The sequence below is a fragment of the Bradyrhizobium sp. 613_E4_N2_2 genome, from assembly GCF_052075995.1.
Classification (GTDB): Bacteria; Pseudomonadota; Alphaproteobacteria; order Rhizobiales; family Xanthobacteraceae; genus Bradyrhizobium; species Bradyrhizobium barranii.
Genome location: NZ_CP197234.1, coordinates 1,463,007 through 1,484,905 on the forward strand (window position 1 = coordinate 1,463,007; position 21,899 = coordinate 1,484,905).

Annotated in this window: 24 protein-coding genes; 11 read left to right on the top strand and 13 right to left on the bottom strand. The window is 63.0% G+C overall.

The window, feature by feature from the left end; genetic code table 11:
- Positions 1-232: 232 nt before the first annotated feature.
- Entirely contained in the window at positions 233-463 is a 231-nt protein-coding gene (locus AB7290_RS06875) for a hypothetical protein (RefSeq protein WP_071909802.1), read from the bottom strand.
- Between the two features lie 37 nt (positions 464-500).
- Positions 501-746, bottom strand: a complete 246-nt coding sequence (locus tag AB7290_RS06880; RefSeq protein ID WP_071909803.1) for a cysteine rich repeat-containing protein — start codon at positions 744-746, stop codon at positions 501-503.
- Between the two features lie 149 nt (positions 747-895).
- Between AB7290_RS06880 and AB7290_RS06885 the strand changes: the two genes are divergently transcribed.
- Together AB7290_RS06885 and AB7290_RS06890 are read left to right on the top strand one after the other, a co-directional pair.
- Entirely contained in the window at positions 896-1,315 is a 420-nt protein-coding gene (locus tag AB7290_RS06885; RefSeq protein ID WP_085398942.1) for a DUF5413 family protein, read from the top strand.
- 67 nt (positions 1,316-1,382) lie between these two features.
- The gene (locus AB7290_RS06890; protein WP_081369133.1) at positions 1,383-1,925 is read left to right on the top strand and encodes a DUF4112 domain-containing protein; all 543 of its coding nucleotides are present in this window, start codon (positions 1,383-1,385) and stop codon (positions 1,923-1,925) included.
- Positions 1,926-2,052: 127 nt separating this feature from the next.
- Here AB7290_RS06890 and AB7290_RS06895 read toward each other — a convergent pair whose 3' ends face one another.
- The 4 genes from AB7290_RS06895 to msrA form a co-directional block, all read right to left on the bottom strand.
- Positions 2,053-2,346: a hypothetical protein gene (locus AB7290_RS06895; RefSeq protein WP_063981175.1), complete on the bottom strand. Its 294-nt coding sequence runs from the start codon at positions 2,344-2,346 to the stop codon at positions 2,053-2,055.
- Positions 2,347-2,560: 214 nt separating this feature from the next.
- The gene (locus tag AB7290_RS06900) at positions 2,561-2,725 is read right to left on the bottom strand and encodes a DUF3309 family protein (RefSeq protein WP_014492503.1); all 165 of its coding nucleotides are present in this window, start codon (positions 2,723-2,725) and stop codon (positions 2,561-2,563) included.
- A 107-nt stretch (positions 2,726-2,832) separates the two neighbouring features.
- Entirely contained in the window at positions 2,833-3,252 is a 420-nt protein-coding gene (msrB, locus tag AB7290_RS06905) for a peptide-methionine (R)-S-oxide reductase MsrB (protein ID WP_085398941.1), read from the bottom strand.
- A gap of 45 nt (positions 3,253-3,297) precedes the next feature.
- Positions 3,298-4,002, bottom strand: a complete 705-nt coding sequence (msrA, locus tag AB7290_RS06910; protein ID WP_063981177.1) for a peptide-methionine (S)-S-oxide reductase MsrA — start codon at positions 4,000-4,002, stop codon at positions 3,298-3,300.
- Between the two features lie 244 nt (positions 4,003-4,246).
- Between msrA and AB7290_RS06915 the strand changes: the two genes are divergently transcribed.
- Positions 4,247-5,932: a caspase family protein gene (locus AB7290_RS06915; RefSeq protein WP_354080740.1), complete on the top strand. Its 1,686-nt coding sequence runs from the start codon at positions 4,247-4,249 to the stop codon at positions 5,930-5,932.
- Between the two features lie 177 nt (positions 5,933-6,109).
- On the opposite strand, the gene AB7290_RS06920 is transcribed toward AB7290_RS06915, so the two are convergent.
- The 6 genes from AB7290_RS06920 to napE all read right to left on the bottom strand — a co-directional run bounded on the left by AB7290_RS06920 (position 6,110) and on the right by napE (position 11,489).
- A complete protein-coding gene (locus AB7290_RS06920) occupies positions 6,110-7,225 on the bottom strand; it encodes an ATP-dependent DNA helicase (protein ID WP_085398960.1) in 1,116 nt (371 codons plus the stop codon).
- A gap of 89 nt (positions 7,226-7,314) precedes the next feature.
- Positions 7,315-7,968: a NapC/NirT family cytochrome c gene (locus AB7290_RS06925; protein WP_085398940.1), complete on the bottom strand. Its 654-nt coding sequence runs from the start codon at positions 7,966-7,968 to the stop codon at positions 7,315-7,317.
- Positions 7,965-8,435 carry a nitrate reductase cytochrome c-type subunit gene (locus tag AB7290_RS06930; RefSeq protein ID WP_028151035.1) on the bottom strand — a complete coding sequence of 157 codons (471 nt, stop codon included), beginning with the start codon at positions 8,433-8,435 and terminating at the stop codon, positions 7,965-7,967. The genes AB7290_RS06925 and AB7290_RS06930 overlap by 4 nt, the downstream gene beginning before the upstream one ends.
- Positions 8,432-10,945: a nitrate reductase catalytic subunit NapA gene (gene napA, locus AB7290_RS06935; RefSeq protein ID WP_354080743.1), complete on the bottom strand. Its 2,514-nt coding sequence runs from the start codon at positions 10,943-10,945 to the stop codon at positions 8,432-8,434. The genes AB7290_RS06930 and napA overlap by 4 nt, the downstream gene beginning before the upstream one ends.
- A gap of 17 nt (positions 10,946-10,962) precedes the next feature.
- Positions 10,963-11,277 (bottom strand): chaperone NapD, encoded by a 315-nt coding sequence (locus AB7290_RS06940; RefSeq protein WP_354080745.1) that lies wholly within the window; start codon positions 11,275-11,277, stop codon positions 10,963-10,965.
- Positions 11,278-11,303: 26 nt separating this feature from the next.
- Positions 11,304-11,489: a periplasmic nitrate reductase, NapE protein gene (gene napE / locus AB7290_RS06945; protein WP_027532529.1), complete on the bottom strand. Its 186-nt coding sequence runs from the start codon at positions 11,487-11,489 to the stop codon at positions 11,304-11,306.
- Between the two features lie 329 nt (positions 11,490-11,818).
- Between napE and AB7290_RS06950 the strand changes: the two genes are divergently transcribed.
- From AB7290_RS06950 to AB7290_RS06975, 6 genes are all read left to right on the top strand, one after another.
- Positions 11,819-12,682: a transglutaminase family protein gene (locus AB7290_RS06950; RefSeq protein ID WP_085399158.1), complete on the top strand. Its 864-nt coding sequence runs from the start codon at positions 11,819-11,821 to the stop codon at positions 12,680-12,682.
- A 125-nt stretch (positions 12,683-12,807) separates the two neighbouring features.
- Positions 12,808-14,046 carry an acyltransferase family protein gene (locus AB7290_RS06955; RefSeq protein ID WP_085399157.1) on the top strand — a complete coding sequence of 413 codons (1,239 nt, stop codon included), beginning with the start codon at positions 12,808-12,810 and terminating at the stop codon, positions 14,044-14,046.
- Positions 14,047-14,102: 56 nt separating this feature from the next.
- On the top strand, positions 14,103-15,308 hold the full coding sequence (locus tag AB7290_RS06960) for an LLM class flavin-dependent oxidoreductase (protein ID WP_085399156.1): 1,206 nt from the start codon (positions 14,103-14,105) through the stop codon (positions 15,306-15,308).
- Between the two features lie 269 nt (positions 15,309-15,577).
- On the top strand, positions 15,578-16,366 hold the full coding sequence (locus tag AB7290_RS06965; RefSeq protein WP_063981189.1) for a helix-turn-helix transcriptional regulator: 789 nt from the start codon (positions 15,578-15,580) through the stop codon (positions 16,364-16,366).
- Positions 16,367-16,697: 331 nt separating this feature from the next.
- Positions 16,698-17,438, top strand: a complete 741-nt coding sequence (locus AB7290_RS06970) for a dienelactone hydrolase family protein (protein ID WP_354134714.1) — start codon at positions 16,698-16,700, stop codon at positions 17,436-17,438.
- Positions 17,439-17,783: 345 nt separating this feature from the next.
- Positions 17,784-18,665, top strand: coding sequence for a L,D-transpeptidase (locus tag AB7290_RS06975; protein WP_085399162.1), 882 nt, complete (start codon positions 17,784-17,786; stop codon positions 18,663-18,665).
- A 383-nt stretch (positions 18,666-19,048) separates the two neighbouring features.
- On the opposite strand, the gene AB7290_RS06980 is transcribed toward AB7290_RS06975, so the two are convergent.
- Entirely contained in the window at positions 19,049-19,300 is a 252-nt protein-coding gene (locus tag AB7290_RS06980) for a hypothetical protein (RefSeq protein ID WP_085399154.1), read from the bottom strand.
- A gap of 568 nt (positions 19,301-19,868) precedes the next feature.
- On the opposite strand from AB7290_RS06980, the gene AB7290_RS06985 reads away from it, so the two are divergent.
- Together AB7290_RS06985 and AB7290_RS06990 are read left to right on the top strand one after the other, a co-directional pair.
- Positions 19,869-21,035, top strand: a complete 1,167-nt coding sequence (locus tag AB7290_RS06985) for a cytochrome P450 (protein WP_085399152.1) — start codon at positions 19,869-19,871, stop codon at positions 21,033-21,035.
- An 81-nt stretch (positions 21,036-21,116) separates the two neighbouring features.
- A complete protein-coding gene (locus AB7290_RS06990; RefSeq protein WP_245343970.1) occupies positions 21,117-21,575 on the top strand; it encodes a hypothetical protein in 459 nt (152 codons plus the stop codon).
- The last annotated feature ends 324 nt before the right edge of the window (positions 21,576-21,899 follow it).

The window sequence follows — 21,899 nt, forward strand, 5'->3', positions numbered from 1 at the left end:
GGTTTGAACCACTTGGTTTTGGGGCGCCGCACGCGGCTTGATCTGCCGCATGTCACAGCCTTCACGCCGGGAACTTTGGTCCCGCATGTGGTCGCTCGATCTCTCGTGGTGTTCGAATCGAAAAGTGCTGCGCCGCCCGATTCGAGTATGCGCGATTGTCACAGGGCTGCAATGGTCCGCTCGAATGAATTCGCAATTGTTGCGTGTCCGTCACGCAGCATGCGGCGCGAGATCAGATCAACCGATCGGACGACGCGTTCGCTTCTTCCGCATCGCTCGCGCCTGATGCTGCGGGGTGTTCCTCGACGGCCGTGACGCCTTTCGCAGTGAGCTCGAACAGATCGCCGTCCTTCATCACGTAGCCGTCGGCGATCAGCTCGCCGATCTTGCCGTGCCGGTCGTCGGCAAAGGCGACCGACTGGCTGATGTCCCGCAGGATCGAGAGCTGTTCCTCGCGCAACATGGCTTCACTCTCCGTGCGCCGGGGATCGTTCCCGGCCTTACATGCCGTGGCTCTGAAACACCTTGCTGCAGGACTTCGACAGCTTGGCCCGGTTGGCCTGCAGGCACGCCTGCACAGCGCCGTCATTGCCGAGGTCCTTCCGGCAGAACCGCGAGGCGTCACGCGAGCAGGCGTTCTGCTCCTGCGGCGTACCCATGTGGCCCTGCGCGAGAGCAGGCGTGATCGACATGCCGCTCAGGGCTGTCAGGGCGAGCGTCGCCATAAGGACGGATTTCCGGGACATCGACAAACTCCAATCTGACTGCAGGTATGAATTTCAGTCCTGTCTGAACTCGTCGCCTTGCCGCTTGTTCCCGTCCGGACGGGCCGGCGCCCCGCTATTCAAGGTTCCCGCGTCGCTGCTATAACAGCGGCGAAGGATGAGGATACTTGATGAAACGCTATCTGGTGTTTGCGCTGGTCGGTCCGTTCGTCGGCGGGTTCCTGCTGCTGCTGACGACGACCTATCAGTCCGGTTATTGGGCCCAGACCAATCTCGGCGAGGTCGGAAAGCTGTTCGCGGTGTTCTTCAAATCGCTGCAATACAGCTATCTGTTCGGCTTCCTGCCCTCGCTGATGATCGGTGCGGTCGACGACATCCTGATCCATGTCCGCCGGATCGGCCCGGTGCTGCGGATGATCCTGGTCGGCCTGTTCGCCTTCGTGCTGGCGTCGCTGACCTACAGCTCGCGCGGGCCGGATTCGGGCACGGTGCAATTCATCCTGTACGGCCTCGTCGGATTCGTGCCGGCGGTGCTTTCATCCTGGCTCGTGCATAGATATGTCGAGGAGCCGCAGCCGGCTGCGGCTTAGACCTGAACGCGCGACGTTCGGGCGCGGCGCGGCAACTTCCGCCACACCAGTGCGTTCTCCAAAGGCCATGACCATGTCCGACGACGATATTCTTGCTCCGCTCAGACCCCGTTCCGGGTCCCGCGCGCGCGGGAGTTTTTCGGGCACCGAAGCGCGCGGGCCGATCATCGACCAGGACGGCCATGAGATCCGTCCCGAAACACTGGAGCAGGGGTTTCGCGAGTTTCGCTTCGAGTTCGGCCAGGGAAACCCGTTCGGCGATCTGACGCGGGAACAGCGGGTGGCGCGGATCGAGGCGATCGCAAAGCTGCTCGATGTCGCCTTCATCCTGCCCGGCACGAATATCCGCTATGGCATCGACGGCCTGATCGGGCTGATCCCGATCGTCGGCGACATCATCACCACCGCGATCTCGCTGTGGCTGGTGCGCGAGGCCCGCGCGCTGGGCGCGCCGTGGTATCTCACCGCGCGCATGCTCGGCAATGTCGCGGTCGACGGCGTGGTCGGCATGGTGCCGTTCGCGGGCGATGCCTTCGACGTCATGTTCCGCGCCAACATGCGCAATGTCCGCCTGCTGCGCCGCTGGCTCGACAAGCAGCCACGGATTTAGCGTGGCGCTTCTTTCTTCGCCTCTCCCGGCTTGCGGGGAGAGGGAGAAGACATAGCTTCCAAAAAGCAAAAAGCGCGACGGCCTTTCGGCCATCGCGCTTTCAACGCAAATCGGGTTGAGCGAAAACTTACGCCGCGTCGGCGTCAGTCTCGGGGGCCGGCGCCGGCCGGGGACGGCGGGGCAGCGGGAAAGCTTCGCTCTCATAGAGCGAGCGGATGCCGTTCTGGTCGAAGCGCGCTTCCTCGACCTGAAGATAGGCGCCGTTCAGCGAATCCGTCGGCAACTGCTCCATCGCGAACTGCACGGCTTCGGCCGCGGTGCCGAACCGGCGATAGGTGAAGCCTGCACGCTTCTTCTTGCGGATCGCGGCGGGGAAGAGCTCGGCAGAAGTGTTGAAGTTGAACGGACGCAGTGGACGCATGGTCAAAGACCTCGTGATCTTGTCTGGGGCTTTAAGCGCGTGGGGTTTTGAAAGGCAGGGGCCACCATCGAGTGGGCCCGCCGCACATGTCATTTTCGCCCTCTAATATAGGCTGTTTTGACAGAAATGCGACCCCCGCGATGGGAGATGATGAATCCGCGCATGGCAGCTCCGCGAGCGCCGTAAACCAAATAATTTCAATATGTTAGATGGTTTACAGTTTGCCAAGCAGCAGCAGCACGACCAGGACCACCAGCACGACGCCGCCGATCCCCATGCCGGAATGGCCCATGCCATAGCCGTAACCACCGAACCGGCCGGACATGCCGCCCAGCAGATAGATGATCACCAGGATGATCAGGATGGTCCCAAGCGTCATGGCATCCTCCCTGGCGGCTGCCGGATTGCGCGCATCGGCCGCACCGCCAGAAGAGAAAAGCACATCGCGCCGCCGGGTTCCATGACGGAACCGGGCGGCGCGCAATGTTATTTGGGCTCGAGCTTCAGCGCGGCCGAGTTGATGCAGTAGCGCAGGCCGGTCGGGCCGGGGCCGTCGGGGAAGACGTGGCCGAGATGGCCGCTGCACTTGGAGCACAGCACCTCGGTGCGGACCATGCCGTGGCTGGCATCGTGCTCCTCGTCGACATGGCTATCGACCGCGGGCTGGGTGAAGCTCGGCCACCCGCAGCCGGAATCGAACTTGGCATCGGACTCGAACAGCACATTGCCGCAGCCGGCGCAGACATAGGTGCCGGCGCGGTGGTCGTGCTCATATTCGCCGGAGAAGGGACGCTCGGTCGCCTTCTCGCGCAGCACCGCGTACTGCATCGGCGACAATTCGCTGCGCCACTGCTCTTCGCTCTTGATGACCTTGTCGTCGGTGGTTTTCGTCTTGGTGTCGGGCATGGGTCTCCCGTTTGTTTGGTGAACTTGTTTTCGGTGATCTTGCGATCAGTTGGTGGCCTTGCTGGCGCTCACCAGCGTCGGCTTTTCAATGTAGTTATCCGCGAACAGCTTTTTCAGGTTCTCGACCTTCGGAATGTCGTTGTAGGCGATGTAGGGCTGGTTCGGGTGCAGCGTCAGATAGTCCTGGTGATAGGCCTCCGCCGGGTAGAACGCTTCCAGCGCGCCGACCTTGGTCACGATCGGCTTGCTGAATACCTTGGCGCCGTTGAGCTGGGCGATATAGGCGTCCGCCACCTTCTTCTGCTCGTCGGAGGTGGTGAAGATCGCAGAGCGATATTGCGTGCCGGAGTCGGGGCCCTGGCGGTTGAGCTGGGTCGGGTCGTGGGCCACCGAGAAGTAGATCTGGAGGATCTTGCCGTAGGAGATCTTCTTCGGGTCGAACTTGATCTCGACCGACTCGGCATGGCCGGTCCGGCCGCTCGAGACCGTCTGGTAATCGGCCGTCGCCTTGGTGCCGCCGGCATAGCCGGAGACTGCGTTGACGACGCCGGCGGTGTGCTGGAAGACGCCCTGGACGCCCCAGAAGCAGCCGCCGGCGATGACGGCGGTCTGGATCCCGGTTGCGGGCGACGCATCCACGGTGGGCGCGGGGATCACGACGGCATCCTCCGCGGCCCTGGACGGCACGGCGAAGGCCAGCGTCAGTGCGGTGGTGGCGGCGAGCAGCGAGGCGAGGGCGGTGCGGCGCATGGCGATCCTCTTCGGAAGGTCTGACAGTGTAGGGCGGCCGGGGACGGGCGAACAGCCTGTTTGGCCGCGTTTTCGGACATCTGAGATACGGGCGCAGACGGCGATTGTTACGGGGAAACGGACACGAGTCTGTGAAAAATAGCCTCAGACGGCGCGGCTTGGCGAGGCCGGGAACTCCGGGCTAGATGAACGCGCGCGATCGCGCTCGACTCAATCATGTGGTGGCTGGAGCTGACCTGACAACATGCTGCGTGTCATTCCCCTGACCCTCGCCATCATGATCTCAAATGCCGCGATCGCCGCGGCCGAGCCGCAAGCCGGCGAGGACCTCGCCACCTGTCGCGACCGCCAGGCGGAGGCCCAGGTCCGCGCGACGGCCTGCGACAATTTGTTGAAGGCCGATAAGCTCGGCGGCAAGGACAAGTCGCTCGCGCTCGTCGTGCGTGGCAATGCGCTGATCAACAAGCGCGACTATGACCGCGCCATCGAGGCGTTGTCGTCCGCCATCGATCTCGATCCGGACAATGTCGGCGCCATCAACCTGCGCGGGCTCTCCCATGAGCGCAAGGGCGAGGACGATCTCGCCATGGCCGACTACAATCTCGCCATCCAGAAGCGCGCGAATTTCGGCTATGCCTACAACAATCGCGGCACCATCCATCTGCGCCGGGGCGCGCTGCAAAGCGCGCTCGACGACTTCAACCTGTCGATCAAATACACGCCGACGTTCCTGCTCGGCTGGACCAATCGTGCCCGCATGCGCACGCTGAACAAGGATTTCGACGGCGCGATTGCCGACTTTGCGGCAGCCGAGAAGATCGACCCGGCCGCGCCGCAGATCGCCGGCAACCGCTGCATCACCTACGGCATGATGGGCAAGTACGACCAGGCTTTCGCCGACTGCGACGGCCTGATCCAGAAGCAGCCCAGGAATACCTTCGCGATCAACAATCGCGCCGAGGTCAACGTGATGAAGGGCGACCTCGACGCCGCGCTGAAGGACTACAACACGGTCATCCAGCTCAATCCGAACAGTGTGCGCGCCCATTCCGGCCGCGGCCAGATCTACGAGCGCAGGAAGGATCTCGCCCAGGCCCGCGCCGACTACCGCGCGGCGGCCTATTCGCTGACGAGGTTCGACGAGCCCGACGTCGCGCGCGCCCGCGCCATCGCGCAGGAGCGCCTGGCCGCACTGACCCCGCAGGCGCCGGCCGGGTCCACCGGGCGCCGCGTGGCGCTCGTGATCGGCAACGGCGCCTACAAGAACGTCCACGCCTTGCCCAATCCGCCGCGCGACGCGAAAATGATTGCAAACGTGCTGCGCGATGTCGGCTTCCAGACCGTGATCTCCGTCAGCGACCTCTCCCGCGACAAGTTCTTCGAGGCGCTGCAGACGTTTGCCACCGAAGCGGAGAATGCGGATTGGGCGGTGGTCTATTACGCCGGCCACGGTTTCGAGATCGGCGGCGTCAACTATCTCGTCCCTGTTGACGCCAAGCTTGCCGCCGACAGGGACGCCGAGACCCAGGCGGTCGCGCTGGAGCAGGTGATCGCAGCGGTGGGCGCTGCGAGAAAAGTGCGTCTGGTGATGCTGGATGCCTGCCGCGACAATCCCTTTGCGCCGGCCATGCAGCGCACGCTGTCGCTCAAGCTGGTGGACAAGGGCTTTTCCAACATCGAGCCCGGCGCCGGCTTCATGGTGGTCTACGCCGCCAAGCACGGCGAGACCGCGCTGGACGGTGATGGCGGCGCCGACAGCCCCTTCGCCACCGCGCTCGCCCGCGAGATCAAGGTGCCGAAGGTCGAGATCCGGAAACTGTTCGACATCGTCCGCGATGACGTCTGGTCCGCCACCAAGCACGAGCAGCAGCCGTTTTCATACGGCTCGCCGCCGGGACGCGAGGATTTTTATTTCGTGGCGGGGAAGTGAGGGCTGCCGGTGTGAGACGGGAAAGCCGCGCCTCATTCGCCGTGTCGTAGGGTGGGAAAAGCGACTTGTCCGCCGTAGCTCGAAGAGCGAAGGCGGAAGCGTGCCCACCATTCTTATTGAATGTTTGGAGAAATGGTGGGCACGGCGCGTTGCGCCTTTGCCCACCCTACGGCAGCGTCAAACAACGATGCTCAACCGCTTCGCCGCCCGCGTAATCCCCGTATACAGCCACCGCGCCCGGCTATCCTGAAACGCAAAGCTCTCGTCGAACAGCACGACGTCGTCCCATTGCGAGCCCTGCGATTTGTGCACGGTCAGCACATAGCCGTAGTCGAACTCGTCATACGGCTTGCGCTGCTCCCAGGCAATCGCCTCGACGCCGCCCTCGAAGCAATCGGCGCGCACCGAGACCTTTATCACCTTGTGACCGAAGTCTTCATCCGGCGACAGCCGCATGCTGAGGATGCGCGATTTCGAGCGCGAGGTGTTGCGCGACTTCACGCGCCACAGGCCGCCGTTGAACAGGCCCTTCTTGCGGTTGTTGCGCAGGCACACCAGCTTGTCGCCGGCGACCGGGAAGACATCCTCGATGTTCTGGCGCTGGCGCACCCGCATGTTGTAGGCGCGGCGCGTGTTGTTGCGGCCGACCAGCACCTGGTCGGCGCCCATGACGCGGTCCGGGTCGAGCTCTTTCCGCGACACCACCTCGCTCTCGCCGTAACGGCCGATGTCGAGCTCGCGGCCCTCGCGGACGTCCATCGACATCCGCACGATCGGATCGTCCTGGGCCTGGCGATGCACTTCGGTCAGCATCGCGTCCGGCTCGGTGTTGGTGAAGAAGCCGCCGCCCTGGATCGGCGGCAGCTGCGCGGGGTCGCCCAGCACCAGCAGCGGGCAATCGAACGACATCAGGTCACGGCCCAATTCGGCGTCGACCATCGAGCATTCGTCGATCACGATCAGCTTGGCCTTGGAGGCCGGCGCGTCGTCCCACAGCTCGAAGCTCGGCTGCTCCTCGCCGGATTCGCGGGCGCGGTAGATCAGCGAGTGAATGGTGGAGGCCTCGTCGCAACCCTTGTTGCGCATGACCAGCGCGGCCTTGCCGGTGAAGGCGGCGAACTTCACCTCGCCGTCGACGCCTTCGGCGATGTGCCGCGCCAGCGTGGTCTTGCCGGTGCCGGCAAAGCCAAACAGGCGGAACACCGGCGGCGTGCCGTTGCGGCCGGGTTTTGCCTTGAGCCAGTCGGCAACGGCTTTGAGCGCGGCATCCTGATGCGGGGTGAAAGTGGCCATGTCTGTCTTGAGGAAGGGCAGAATCGAGGCGATTCGCCATCCCTCGAAACTAACCATTCGGCCCAAGGGTTCAAGCGGCCCAGCCGCCCCTATTGCCAGCCGGGAACGCCGCGCATGTCGGGCAGGTGGTGGGCGATGCCCTTGTGGCAGTCGATGCAGGTCTTTTCCTTCGTGAACAGGAAGCGCTGGTGCGCCACCGAGGCCCGTGGCGACTGCTTGGTGATGTCCATGGAATCGGCGCTGTGGCAGTTGCGGCATTCCAGGGAATCGTTGGCCTTGAAACGCGCCCATTCGTGTGCGGCGAGCTCGAGCCGGTGGTCCAAGAATTTCTCGCGGGTGTCGATCGTGCCGAAGATCTTGCCCCAGACCTCCTTGGAGGCCTGCATCTTGCGCGCGATCTTGTCGGTCCAGTTGTGCGGGACGTGGCAGTCCGGGCAGGTCGCGCGCACGCCGGAGCGGTTGGTGAAGTGGATGGTCGACTTCAGCTCGGCGAAGACGTTTTCGCGCATCTCGTGACAGCCGGTGCAGAACTTCTCGGTGTTGGTCAGTTCCAGCGCGGTGTTGAAGCCACCCCAGAAGATCACGCCCGCCGCAAAGCCCGCGAGCACCAGCACGCCGAGCCCGAACACCGAGCTCGGCCGGATCAGCACCTGCCAGAGCTCGCGCGCGAAGTCCCAGCAGCGCAGCATAAAGCTACGCTTGGCTTCCACCTTTCCCTTGGGCTCGTCAGCGGCCGTCGTCATCGGCGGCCACCGGGGCTGGCGCGCGAGAGCAGCGTGTCGATGTCGATGAAATCGTTGCTCACCGGCGGCGTCGCGGTGTTCTGCGGCACGTGGCATTCCGTACAGAAGAAGCGCCGCGGCGAAATCGAGGCCAGGAACTGGCCGTCGCGGTCCATGAAATGCGTGATCGAGACCATCGGCGCCTGCGATTCCGCGATGCGTGCCCGCGCATGGCAGGACAGGCATTTGTTGCCGTTGAGGTCGATCTGGTAGCCGTCGATGGTGTGCGGGATCACCGGCGGCTGCTCCGGATAGTTGCGCACCTCTCTCTCGGACGTATTGCGGTTCGGCAGCATTGGCGGCGCCGCGCCCTCGTCATTGAGCGGGGCCGGTCCGCGCAGGCCTGACGTTACCGTCTGCGCGGTGAGAGAGCTCGCGCCCGCTGCGATCGCGACCGCGAGCAGGGCTATGCCAAATCGTTTCATCATGACAGGTTCACCCGCTCGATGCGCACGGCGCATTTCTTGTAATCGGTCTGCAGCGAGATCGGATCGGTCGCGTCCAGCGTCACCTTGTTGATCATCTTGGATTCGTCGAACCACGGCACGAACACGAGGCCACGCGGCGGCCGGTCGCGGCCGCGCGTCTCGACGCGGGCGCGGATGAAGCCGCGGCGGGATTCCACCTTCACCTCGTCGCCGCGCCGGAGTTTTGCTTCCGACGCATCGTCGGGATGCATGAAGCAGACCGCCTCGGGGAACGCCTTGTAGAGCTCGGGCACGCGGCGCGTCATGGTGCCGGAATGCCAGTGCTCCAGCACGCGGCCGGTCGAGAGCCAGAACGGATATTCGCTGTCGGGCGATTCCGCCGGCGGCTCGTAGGGCAGGGCGAAGATGCGCGCCCTGCCGTCGGGATAGCCGTAGAACTGCACGTCGGTGCCCTGCTTGACATAGGGGTCGCTGCCCTCGCGGAAACGCCATTTGGTTTCCTGGCCGTTGACGACGGGCCAGCGCAGCCCGCGCTCGCGGTGATAGGCCTCGAACGGCGCGAGGTCGTGACCGTGGCCGCGGCCGAACGAGGCGTACTCTTCAAAGAGCCCCTTCTGAACATAGAAGCCGAACGCCTTGGATTCCGTGTTGGCGTAGCCTTCCTCGATCTCCGAGGTCGGAAACTTGTCGACCTGGCCGTTCTTGTAGAGCACGTCGAACAGCGTCTTGCCGCGAACCTCCGGCTTCTTGGCGATCAACTCCTCCGGCCAGACTTCCTCGATCTTGAAGCGCTTGGAGAACTCCATGAGCTGCCAGAGGTCGGACTTGGCCTCGCCGGGCGCGTTGACGAGCTGGTGCCAGAACTGCGTGCGCCGCTCGGCATTGCCGTAGGCGCCTTCCTTCTCCACCCACATCGCGGTCGGCAGGATCAGATCGGCGGCCAGCGCCGTCACCGACGGATAGGCGTCCGAGACCACGATGAAATTGTCGGGATTGCGGAAGCCCGGATAGGTCTCCTCGTTGGCGTTGGGACCGGCCTGGAGGTTGTTGTTGACCTGCACCCAATAGGCGTTGATCAGGCCGTCCTTCAGCATCCGGCTCTGCAGCACGGCGTGGGCGCCGTTCTTGTCGGGAATGGTGCCTTCCGGCAGCAGCCAGAGATGCTCGGCCTTGTCGCGATGCGCCTTGTTGGTGACGACCATGTCGGCCGGCAGGCGGTGCGAGAAGGTGCCGACCTCGCGCGCGGTGCCGCAGGCCGAGGGCTGGCCGGTCAGCGAGAACGGGCTGTTGCCGGGCGAGGAGATCTTTCCGGTCAGCAGATGGATGTTGTAGACGAGGTTGTTGCACCAGACGCCGCGGGTGTGCTGGTTGAAGCCCATGGTCCAGAACGAGACCACTTTTGTCTTCGGATCGGCGTAGAGCTCGGCGAGCGCCTCGAGCCGGTTCATCGGCACGCCGGACATCTCGGCCGCCTTCTCCAGCGTGTAGTCCGAGACGAATTTGACGAATTCGTCATAGCTCATGTCGGTGGAGTCGTTGGCCTTGGCCGCACCGGTTGCTTTTTTCTGGAGCGGATGCTCGGGCCGCAATCCATAGCCGATGTCGGTCTGCCCGCGCCGGAAGATCGTATGCGCAGCGACGAAATCCTTGTTGACGCGTCCGGTCTTGATGATGTGGTTGGCGATGGCGTTGAGGATGTAGAGGTCGGTCTGCGGCTTGAACACCATGCCGATGTCGGCGAGGTCGAACGAGCGGTGCTCGAAGGTCGAGAGCACGGCGACACGGACATGCGGCGCGGACAGCCGGCGGTCGGCCAGCCGCGTCCACAAAATGGGATGCATCTCCGCCATGTTGGAGCCCCACAGCACGAAGGCGTCGGTGGCCTCGATGTCGTCATAGCAGCCGGCCGGCTCGTCGATGCCGAAGGTGCGCATCATGCCGGCGACGGCGGAGGCCATGCAGTGGCGCGCATTGGGGTCGATGTTGTTGGTGCGGAAGCCGGCCTTGTAGAGCTTCGAGGCGGCGTAACCTTCCCAGATCGTCCACTGGCCGGAGCCGAACATGGCGAGACCGTTGGGCCCGCGCTTCTTCAGCGTTTCCTTCCACTTCACCTCCATGATGTCGAAGGCTTCGGTCCAGCTGATTGGCGTGAACTCGCCGTTCTTGTCGTACTTGCCGCCGGTCTTGCGCAGCATCGGCTGCGTCAGCCGGTCGTGGCCGTACATGATCTTGGAGAGGAAGTAGCCCTTGACGCAGTTGAGGCCGCGATTGACCTCGGCCTTGATGTCGCCGTGGGTGGCGACGACGCGGTTGTCCTTGGTCGCGACCATCACGGAGCAGCCGGTGCCGCAGAAGCGGCAGGCGGCCTTGTCCCATTTCAGTTCGCTGTTGTCGCGCTCGGCGACGAGATTGGCGGCGAGCGCGGGTGCCGGCATGCCTGCGGCGGCGGCCGCGATCGCGGCGGCCTCGAGCTTCAGCATCTGGCGGCGGTCGAGCTTCGGCGATGTCATGATGGCTCTCCCGGCCGTTAGGCGGTTTCGATGGCGTGGAAGACCAGCGCCGCGGAATAGACGTTGGGCAGCGACTGGATGGTGTTGAGCAGGGTGCCGAGGCTGCCGGCATCCGGCGCTTCGGTCACGACAACGAGTTTTCCGCGCGGGTCTCGGCCGTGAATCTCGCAGCCGGGCATCGCGGCGATCTCGGCTTCCAGTTCGTCCAGGCGCTCGGGGCGGGCCTGCACGATGATGCTGGCGATCTCGCAACCTGGCGGCGCGACGACGCGGTCGGCGGTGAGCACCCGGCCGGTGATCAATGCGCGGCGGTTGAGTGTGGATTGGGCCATGATGCCTGTCTTTCGCTGTTCGGAGGTCAATGCGGGGAGGGTGGCGGGCCGGGAGGGCCGGCGAACATCTGGTAGATCCAGACGCCGAGCCCGTATGAGCCGACCGTTCCGACCGCGAGGACGGGCATCACGACCGCGGTCAGGAACAGGAAAGCGAAAATCTCCATGCGCTTACGGCGCACGCGCGAAGTCGTGTCGTCAGGGGCCGACATATTCGGTCTCTCTGAAATGGTGCTGGAATCGGGACGGCATCCGGGCCGTTGCCTTGCTGCACTTTAAATGGAGCAGGGCTGCTAACGCGTTGATCTGGATCAACCCGTCGACTTGACCGGATGTCGCGGCGCGGCCAACGGACCGAGCCGCGGCGCTCCGTGCGCGCGAGAGAAGCAAGCGGCAACGATCGTTACCCAAAAGCGAAGATGCTTTGCGGCTCGGGGGTCAGGCCGCATACATCTTCTCTTGCCTCGGAAATGCCCGCGACCTACTACCAGTGGTAGCGGGCGCCGCAACATCCATCGCTGCTACTTGGCGGGAGCTACATATGAGGCGAATCCGAATCATTCATAAGACCGAATATTTTTACAGTCAGCCGGTCACCTTCGGCACTCATCGAGCCATGATGCGGCCTCGCGAGGGACATGACGTCCACATCGTGAGAGGGTCGGTCGATATCGAGCCGAACGCCGAAGTTCGCTGGTTGCGCGACAATTACGACAATGCCATCGCAGTCGTGACCTTTTTGGAATTATCCGACACGCTCAGGATCGCAAGCGAGGTCGACGTCGACCTTTACCACGACGACCCCATTGAATGGCGGATTGCGCCATTCGCCAGTTCATTTCCCTTCCAATATCCCCCGGAGGAGCAGCTTGAGCTGACGGTGTATCGTCTCCCGAGCTATCTCTACGACGCCACCGCCCTGCTCGAATGGTTGCGCGATCTCTACAAACCCGGTCAGTTGATCGGCACGCTGGACCTTCTGAACAATTTGAATACTCACATCTACCGATCGTTCAAATACGTTTCCCGCGAGGCTCACGGGGTTCAATCACCCAACGAAACGCTGCGGCTCGGCAGCGGGACCTGTCGCGACTATGCGGTGTTCATGATGGAAGCTGCCCGCTACTGGGGATTTGGTGCGCGCTTTGTCACCGGCTACATCCAGATGTCCGAGGGACAACACGGCGCCACGCACGCCTGGACCGAGATCTATATCCCCGGAGCCGGGTGGCGCGGCTATGATCCCACCAACAACAAGATCGTCGGCAGCGAACACATACCCGTCGCCGTGACGCGCGAACAGGAAAGGGCCTCTCCGCTTTCCGGGACGTGGGATGGTCCGGCGGATGCATTCAGCCGGATGAACGTCTCGGTGCAAGTCATATCAATACCAGCATCGCCATGATCGTAGTCCACGGTCGATCACGGCAAGCGCGGGTTGGCGGCCAGTCGGTGTGTCCTTGATCCCTCGCCCGTCTTGATCGGGCAGATTGCCGGAAACAAGCCTTTCACCAGCAAGCGAGTCCGTCCATGTCCCGATCGACCGCCATCGCCCCCGCATCGGAACGGCTGCACGCGCTCGACGCGGTCAGGGGTTTTGCCCTGTTGCTCGGCATCGTCCTGCACGCAACCCTGTCGTTCGTGCCGGCCCCGACCAGGATCTGGATCATACAGGATACCCATCAAAGCCTGGCCCTGGGCCTGCTGTTCTTCGTCATCCACGTCTTCCGGATGACGACCTTCTTCCTGATGGCGGGTTTCTTCGCTCGCATGAGCTTTCATCGCCGGGGAATCTGGGGCTTCGTCACGGACAGGTTGCAGAGGATCGGACTGCCGCTAGTGGTCGGCTGGCCGATCGTGTTTACGCCGATGGCCCTGGTGGTCATATGGGCCGCGGGCTTTCCGAACGGCGGCCCGATCCCCGGCGCACCTCGCTGGCCGCCGGTGCTGCCGAATTTCCCGCTGACCCATCTCTGGTTTCTCTATGTGCTGCTGGAGCTATATGTCGCCATGCTCCTGCTGCGCGGCGCAATTGTCTGGCTCGATGTATCAGGCACGCTGCGAACGGTTGTCGACCGCCTCTTTGCGCAGATTATGCGAAATCCGCTGGCGCCCCTGGTTCTGGCGATCCCGATCGGCATCGCTTTCTGCCTCGATCAAAGATGGATCAATGTGATGGGCGTGAGGACGCCGGATCAATCGCTCGTCACGAACCTCCAGGCGTGGGTCGGCTTCGGCACCGCCTTCGGCTTCGGTTGGTTGCTGCATCGGCAGACCGATCTACTGCGGATTTTGGAGCGACGCTGGCTGTGGAATCTCTTGCCGGCGCTCGGCCTCATTCTGATCAGTTTCGTGCTTGTCGGGGTGATGATGTCCGTGCCGGGTGCGCCGAAACTGCCGGTTAGTTTCGCCACGCTCAGGCTTGTCTCCGCCATCCTGTATGCACCGGCGATATGGATCTCGACCTTCGCGGTCCTCGGCCTCGCACTTCGCTTCATGTCCGGCTTCAGCCCGATCCGGCGCTACCTCGCCGATGCGTCCTACTGGCTCTATCTGATCCACATGCCGATCGTGATGGCGCTACAGGTCGTGCTGTCGCAGCTCGACTGGCCCGGGCCGATCAAGTTCGCCATCATTCTCGTCGTCGCGATTCTCCCGATGTTGGCGAGCTATCATCTGCTGGTGCGCTTCACCTTCATCGGCGCGGTGCTGAATGGCCGCCGCGCCGAAAAGCGCGTTCTCCCGCGCGGCGGAATTGCGACCGCGTAGACAGCGCCTCCCCGCTCATTAAGATGAGCGCAACAAGAATAAGCGGGAGAGGCGTCATGAAGTTCGGCATCTTCTATGAGCTGCAGCTGCCACGGCCCTGGGTGGCCGGCGACGAGCTGAAGCTCTACCAGAACGCGCTCTCGCAGATGGAACTTGCCGATAGGCTCGGTTACGACCATGCCTGGGTCGTCGAGCATCACTTCCTCGAAGAGTACTCGCACTCACCCTCGCCGGAATCGTTCCTCGCCGCCGCCAGCCAGCGCACGAAAAACATCAGGCTTGGCCACGGTATCCTCCAGCTCACGACGAACCACCCGGCGCGCGTCGCCGAGCGCGTCGCGGTGCTCGACCTGCTCTCCAACGGCCGTTGCGAATTCGGCATGGGGGAGAGCGCCTCCATCACCGAGCTGACGCCGTTCGGCCGCGACATGGAGACCAAGAAGGAGGTCTTTGAGGAGGCGGTGCAGGCGATCTTCCCGATGTTCAAGGATGCAGGGAGCGAGCACCACGGCAAATATTTCGACATTCCCTTGCGCAATGTTGTGCCGAAACCGGTGCAGAAACCGCATCCGCCGCTGTGGATGGCCTGCTCGCAGCTGCCGACCATCGAACGCGCCGGACGCCACGGCTTTGGCGCCCTGGGCTTTCAGTTCGTCAGCGCGGATGCCGCGCATGCCTGGGTGCACGCCTATTACAATGCAATGACCAAGCGATTGCACAAGCTCGCCGACTACGAGATCAACCCAAACATGGCGCTGGTCTCGTTCTTCATGTGCGCCAAGACCGACGAGGAGGCGCGTGCGCGCGCCGACGGCGCCACCTTCTTCCAGTTCGCGCTGCGCTTCTACGGCGCCTCGCAGAATCGCCAGCGTCCCGCGCCCTACACCGTCAACATGTGGGACGAGTACAACAAGTGGAAGCGCGACAATCCGGAAGCACAAGAGGCGGCGCTGCGCGGCGGCCTGATCGGCTCGCCCGAGACGATCCGCAGGAAGCTGAAGCGCTTCCAGTCCTCCCATATCGACCAGGTCATCCTGCTCAACCAGGCCGGCAAGAACAGCCACGAGCACATCTGCGAATCGCTGGAGCTGTTCGGCCGCGAGGTGATGCCGGAGTTCCAGAACGATCCGGCCCAGGCGGCGTGGAAGCAGGGCGTCATGAGCGGCGAGATCAAGCTGGAAGAGATCGACACCGAGGCGTTTACGGATCGCTACGGCAAGCTCGCGATCAACGTCGCGCCGGCGAAGGCCGCCGCGGGGTAGGGGAGCTGCATCCGGCATGGGCCCCGGCTTAGCAGCGCCATAGCGCGTCGAAGACGCGCGTAAACGCGCTTATGTCACGCTGCGCTGCGTCCGGGGCACGAGACCTTTTCCGCATCGGCCAGCAAGACTCTCGTGTCCCGGACGCGCTGCAGAGTGCAACGCTGCTGCGCAGAGCCGGGACCCGGAAGCGGCATAGGCCGCCGTCTCCGACTTTCGGTCAAACCCGGCTGCTGATATCTTCCGCCAAAAGAACTTTTGCGGAGGAACCAATGCGGCCCCACGGCATGGCCTCAACTCCAGCGGCGAACGACATCGCGCCGGCGGTGCTCGCCATCGGCCGACCTGATTTCCCGAATGTCCTGATCGACACGTTGCGCCGGCAGGCCGGCGTCGGCCATTGCATGGTGTTCGCGCTGACACGCACCGGCGCGGCGAGCTGTCTGCTCGACGCCGGCAACATCCCGATCGGCAGCGATCTCGGCGCGGCCTATGCCGGTCAGTTCCACGAATCCGATCCCAATCGTGATGCGCTGTTCGAAGGCGAGGGCAGCGCGCCGATCATGCTGCCGTCGTTCGCGCCGCGCATGTATGGCGCGCGCTACCGGAAAATCTTCTTCAACGACTCTGATATCGTCGACAAATATGCGACGGCGATCTGGGTCGGCGACACCTGCTTTTATGTCAATTTCTACCGCATCACCGCCCAGGGCTGCTTTGGCGACGTCGAGCGTGCGCGGCTCCAGGTTATTGCGCCTGCGATCGGCGCCAGCGTTGCGCGTCATTTCCAGCAGGCGGCCACCGCGACGCCCGACCAGAACCTCGCCGCGTTGTTCGCAACGCGCGCGCCCCTCTCCGCACTGACGCCGCGCGAGCAGGACGTCTGCCGCCGCATCCTGCTCGGTTTCAGCTCCGAGGCGATCTCGCAAGCGCTGGGCATCAGCCTGCATTCGACCCTGACCTACCGCAAGCGCGCCTATGAGCGGCTCGGCATCTCCTCGCAGAACGAGTTGTTTGCGATCGTGCTGGGCTTGCTCTCGGGGCCGGGCCACCTGAACTAAAGGGGACTCTAGATCCTCGATATCTGCTTCCGAGAGCAAAGCCGACACGCAGCCGGCCCTCCGGGATCGTCGCCTTTTGACCCAAGGCCGACATCCGCGGCGCGAATCCTCTTCAAGGATACTTACGCTTTCCCAAGTCGGATATGGTGTTGACCAGAATCAAGGGGCAAAGGTGCAATTTCCAATGAGGCAAATCATACTCTCAATAGTCGCTGTTTTGTCGTTCTCATCTGCGCGTGCTGAGATGGTCAAGATACCTTGGCATACTTCAGCGCAGTCCTTGCCTTGGATTCCCGGCAACGAATACATCGACGGCAGGTCGAAAAACTTCATGGACGGCACCGTCGAGGAAAAGGGTAAGGTAAAGGCCGAGGGCGAACTGTCGGCGGACATTATGCGGCCGCAGGGCGCCAAGGGACCAATCCCCTTCGTGATCATGCTGCACGGCTGCGACGGGTTCGGCCGGGTCGAGAGGAAATGGGGGGGTGACTACGGCGGCAGATTGGTCGGAGCAGGCTATGGTGTTCTCCTGCTCGACAGCTTCGGCAGCCGGGGATTGGGACCCGACGGCGTCTGCTCGGATCCCAGCCAGTTGACTTGGGCGCGGCGCCGGGCTGACGATGCGTATGCGGCGCTGGACTGGCTCATCGGACAGAAGATCGCCGATCCCAAGCGGGTCTACGTCCTTGGCCGCAGCAACGGTGCGACCACGACCTTGATCATCATGAACCGGGCGATCGGCGACCTGCACGAGCACATGTTCGCGGGCGGCTTCGCGATGCAGCCGTCCTGTTATTTGATGAAGAACGTCGAGTTCTACGCCCCGGTCCATCTCTTCCTAGCAGAGAAGGACGAGGCGACCAGCCCCATCCTCTGCGGCCAGATGGCCGAGAGCAAGCGGTCGATTCCCGTGAAGACGGTGCTGTGGAAGGGGGCGAACCACAGCTTCGAAGATCACGAGCCAATCCACGTTTTCCATGGCTACCATGTCGGATACAATGCCGCGGCTGCGGAAGGCACCATCAAGGCAATCATTAGTGCGTTGAACGAGGCCAAGAAAGCGGAAAACTGACCGCGCGGAGTCGCACAGCCTGTAGGTATGCGACGACGGCCGAATGGCGGCGGATAGATGCGGGAAGTCCGCCTGAACGACTTCCGCTCGTGGCCCGAAGCCGCCGTCAATGAAGGAGCGGAGCGCGTTCGCTCTGCCCGGCGATTCAGACCCCGACTCGTTCCGCGATGAGAAGCGCGTCGTCCTCGTCACGACCTGAATATCGAGCGGTACGCCCAATTTTATGTTGCCGAACAAGAGTTCGGCGTTAACCACGACTAACGGTTCCAGTCCGTGCGACATCGCTTCGAAGTTTCTTAAATCTTGCCGGGTACCTCTCTGGGGCATGGTGACCTGGGGAACGACATGAGTAAGCGGGCCAAACGTAAGAAGGCAGAGGCCCTCGCAATACCCATGGCCGCGAGAGTTGCGATTGGCGCCGTGGCCGTCGCCGTGGTGGGGTATAGCTTGCTGTCTAGCCCGGCGGACGTGCAACCGATACGAAAACCGTCCGCACAGCAGGCCCAGGCGTCGTCAACTCCGGTTTACGTGTCGACTCCAGTTCGTGCATCAGCGCCAGCTCCGGCTGCGATTCCGGTCCCGGCTCCGATCCCGGCCCCGGCGCCTCTGGTCGAACCACCCAAAGCCGACGCTGGCGTTCCCGGAGCACTTGTCCGGCAGGTGGTTGACTACGCCAGCCGTCAGGCGCCGGGCACGGTGATCATCGATACCGGAAACACATTCCTCTATTTCGTTCTGAACGACAGGCAGGCGATGCGCTACGGCATCGGTGTCGGCCGCGAGGGTTTCACATGGTCCGGTGAGCAGACTGTGGCCCGTAAGGCAGAATGGCCGGATTGGCATCCGCCTGTGGAGATGGTCTCGCGTCAGCCCTATCTGCCGCGGTTCATGGCGGGCGGTCCCGGCAATCCGCTCGGCGCCCGGGCGATGTATCTCGGCGAGACCGAATATCGCATTCACGGCACCAACAACCCCGATACGATCGGGAAGAAGGTTTCGTCCGGCTGCATCCGGCTGACCAATGACGACGTCACGGACCTCTATGAGCGGGTGAAAGTCGGAGCGAAAGTGATCGTGCTTCCGGCAACCGCCGCCCGCAGGCCCTCCCAGGGAGCGCCAGCCGACGCCGCTTTCCGGTTGCCGGACCCGGCATCGCCGTCGAAGCGGCCCCTGGCGGCTAACGCGCAGATGTTGTCATCCGGACCGAAGATCGCCGAAGCTCGGTAAGTCAGTCCTCTGTCCCCGGTCTGCAACTGAGGACAAGGAGGCAATTCAAGTCGTCGCGTTTAAGTCAGTTGCGGGCCCTAGGCGAGCCGCGGGTATAGCTGATTTACCGACCGATCTTCTTGATGCAAGTGGGTTCGCCGCGCGGGTGAGGTGTGCAATCCCAGTCGGATCCAAAGCCCGCACTGGCGTTCCGCTGTGGTAGGAAAGGATAGTAAACTACAACTGCCGCAAAGATGGTGACCGCGACAACTACTGACACCATCATCCATGCAATGCCCGCGCGATCCGGACTCCAGTAGAGTCGCCGAATGGATCGATGCTTCCTTGAATTGGGGTGCTTCACCGCCGTACCATCGATGTCGTCTCGCCGATACTTTGCGAATTCAAGCGGTTTCGCCACTTCCATCGACCTGGGATTGTGCTCTGCCAATCCCAAGCTCAAGCGCTGCAGCGATCCGCTCCAAGCCTGCGTTCGTTCTGCGCGTTTCGGCAATCTGCTGCTCATATAGATCAATCATCGTGGCGCCCGACGAAGTGCGTTGGCGCATCACACGCATTGCTAAGGTCGATCCACCCACTATCAGGATGAACGGCCACCAAGAGTACATCGCAAGCAGTATATCGACCACAGTCATCCACAACCTCCTAAAGCAACTCTGATCAGTTCCTGCGGTTTTTCTCGAGAACAGCTGCGATCCTCTCCATCGCAGCGCTCGTCCGATATGTTTCTGTGAGGTGCTGCTCCCGCAACTCAATCATCGATGCGCCGGAAGCTGCACGTTCCCGGCACAATCGCCCTAACAGGATCCATCCCGCAGGTATCAAGATGACTGGCCACATGTAGTACAGGACAACAGCCCAATCGTATGTTTGCATGCGATTTGCACCAAAGCTTTCAATCATATCGATTGCAACCTAAGCGATAATCGATCAAGTCGCACGTGAAGCGCGCGCTCACGATTAATAGATCGTTGCTCGGGGCTATCGGCGGCGGACGGGCGGAATTGCCCTTAACAAACGTCCGCTCACGCGTTTGTCGATGTCCGCCGTTGTGGGCCATGCGGACTCCGCTATCGCGGCCGCGTGTCATCCGGCTCGTGACGACACGCCCTGATGGCGTCTGTCCCTATCGCTGGGGACAGACGCCGGCGCCAGATTTCGATAGTCTGTCCTGAAGCACACGAGAATCCAGGGGAGACCGCCTTGAGCACCGCGCCGCGCATCGACATCGACCCTGCTTCGTTCTGGGCCGATCCCTATCCGATGCTCGCGAAGATGCGGAAGGAAGCGCCGATCGCCTTCGTGCCGCAGCTCGGCTCGACGCTGCTGACGAGCCGCGACGACATCTCGATCTCCGAGAAGCAGATCGACGTGTTCTCCTCGCACCAGCCCGCCGGCCTGATGAACCGGCTGATGGGGCACAACATGATGCGCAAGGACGGCGAGGCGCATCAAATCGAGCGGCGCGCGATGTTTCCGACGGTGTCGCCGAGGACAGTGAAGGCGCACTGGACCGCGCTGTTCCAGGCCCATGCCGACCGCATCATCGGTGCGATCGAGCCGGGGCGGATCGATTTCATGCGCGACTTCGCGCTGCCGTTTTCCGGCGAATGCCTGAAGTCGATCACCGGCCTCACCAACATCGGCTTCCAGGACATGGACGCGTGGTCGCAAGGCATGATCGAGGGGATCGCGAACTATGGCGGCGATCCCGCCGTCGAGGCGCGCTGCCATGCCGCGACGTCGGGCATCGATGCTGCGATCGACGACATTCTGCCCGTGATGCGCAAGCATCCCGATCAAAGTATCCTCGGCGTACTCCTCGCTGCGGGCATGCCGATGGAGAGCGTGCGCGCAAATGTAAAACTCGCGATCTCTGGCGGCCAGAACGAGCCGCGCAAGGCGATCGCCGGCACGGTGTGGGCGCTGCTCTCCCATCCCGAGCAACTCGATCTCGTGCGCAAGGGCGAGGTGACCTGGCTCGAGGCGTTCGAGGAATATGCCCGCTGGATCTCGCCGATCGGCATGTCGCCGCGGCGCATCGCAAAGCCGTGGACGATCCGCGACGTGTCTTTCGAGCTAGATGAGCGCGTGTTCCTGATGTTCGGCTCCGCCAATCGCGACGAGAAGCATTTTGAGCGCGCCGACGAGTTCGACGTGCGGCGTGATACCACCAAGAGCGTCGCCTTCGGCGCCGGCCCGCATTTCTGTGCCGGCGCCTGGGCCTCGCGCGCGATGATCGCGGACGTCGCGCTGCCGACGGTGTTCGCGAGGGCGAGCCGTCTCGAACTTGCCGACGATGAGCCTGTGCGGATCGGAGGCTGGGCGTTCCGCGGCCTGCTGAACCTGCCGGTGAGGTGGGTGCACTGACCAGACGACGGTCGCCGTGACGGCGAACTCGTGTCGTCGGACGATTGAACCGCATCGTTCCCCGGCGACACACATGACGTCATGTCCATTGGCGTCATGTCCATCCAGTTCTGGCCCAAGCCGTGGCTTGAATCGTCTCTGGCTGCCGCGTCGGCGCTGATCGCGTTGCTGGTCGTCGTGCCGGCGCGCGCCGCCGGACCGTCCTCCATTTCCGGCTGCTGGACGCAGACCTCGCTTGTGCCTTACGCCCAGACGCCGCCCGGCAAGGAGTGGGGTTCGCGGACCTGGTGCTTCAGGCCAGATGGGACGATGACCAGTGTCCACATCGCATGCGGCCGCGGCGGTTGCGACGGTTGGGATCGGGACGGACGTTACCGCTGGCGACGGCCGATCGTGTGGATCTCCGACGTCGATACGTCAGACGACGGCAAGCATCAGACAAAGGTGTGGCGTCGATGTCGCGTCAGTTTCCGCGCCAGGGATCGCATGGTGCTCGAGAATTGCTATTTCTCGTCCGATCCCTGGGTGCGCGAGCACTGACCGCGCCTTGTCGGAGGCCCCGATCCACACACTGCCATGATGCCATCATGCTCCTGTTTTGCCCGACGTGTCAAACGAACTTCGGATAATACGTAAGTAACTATTTTCGCACGCCCCGGCTACTGTGCATGGGGTTGTTTTCGCGGTTTTTGGTTCCGGCCGCCAGTCATGAGATCGAACGCGCGCGGCCTTCACATCCGCGTGCAGAAAAATTCCATCTTCATTCGCTCCGCCGATTGAAAGATTAATCATGCGCTCCGCCACACGCGTAGTGCTCGCATCGCTATTTTCCCGCGCGTCTCGACACCTTTCCCTCCCCGCACC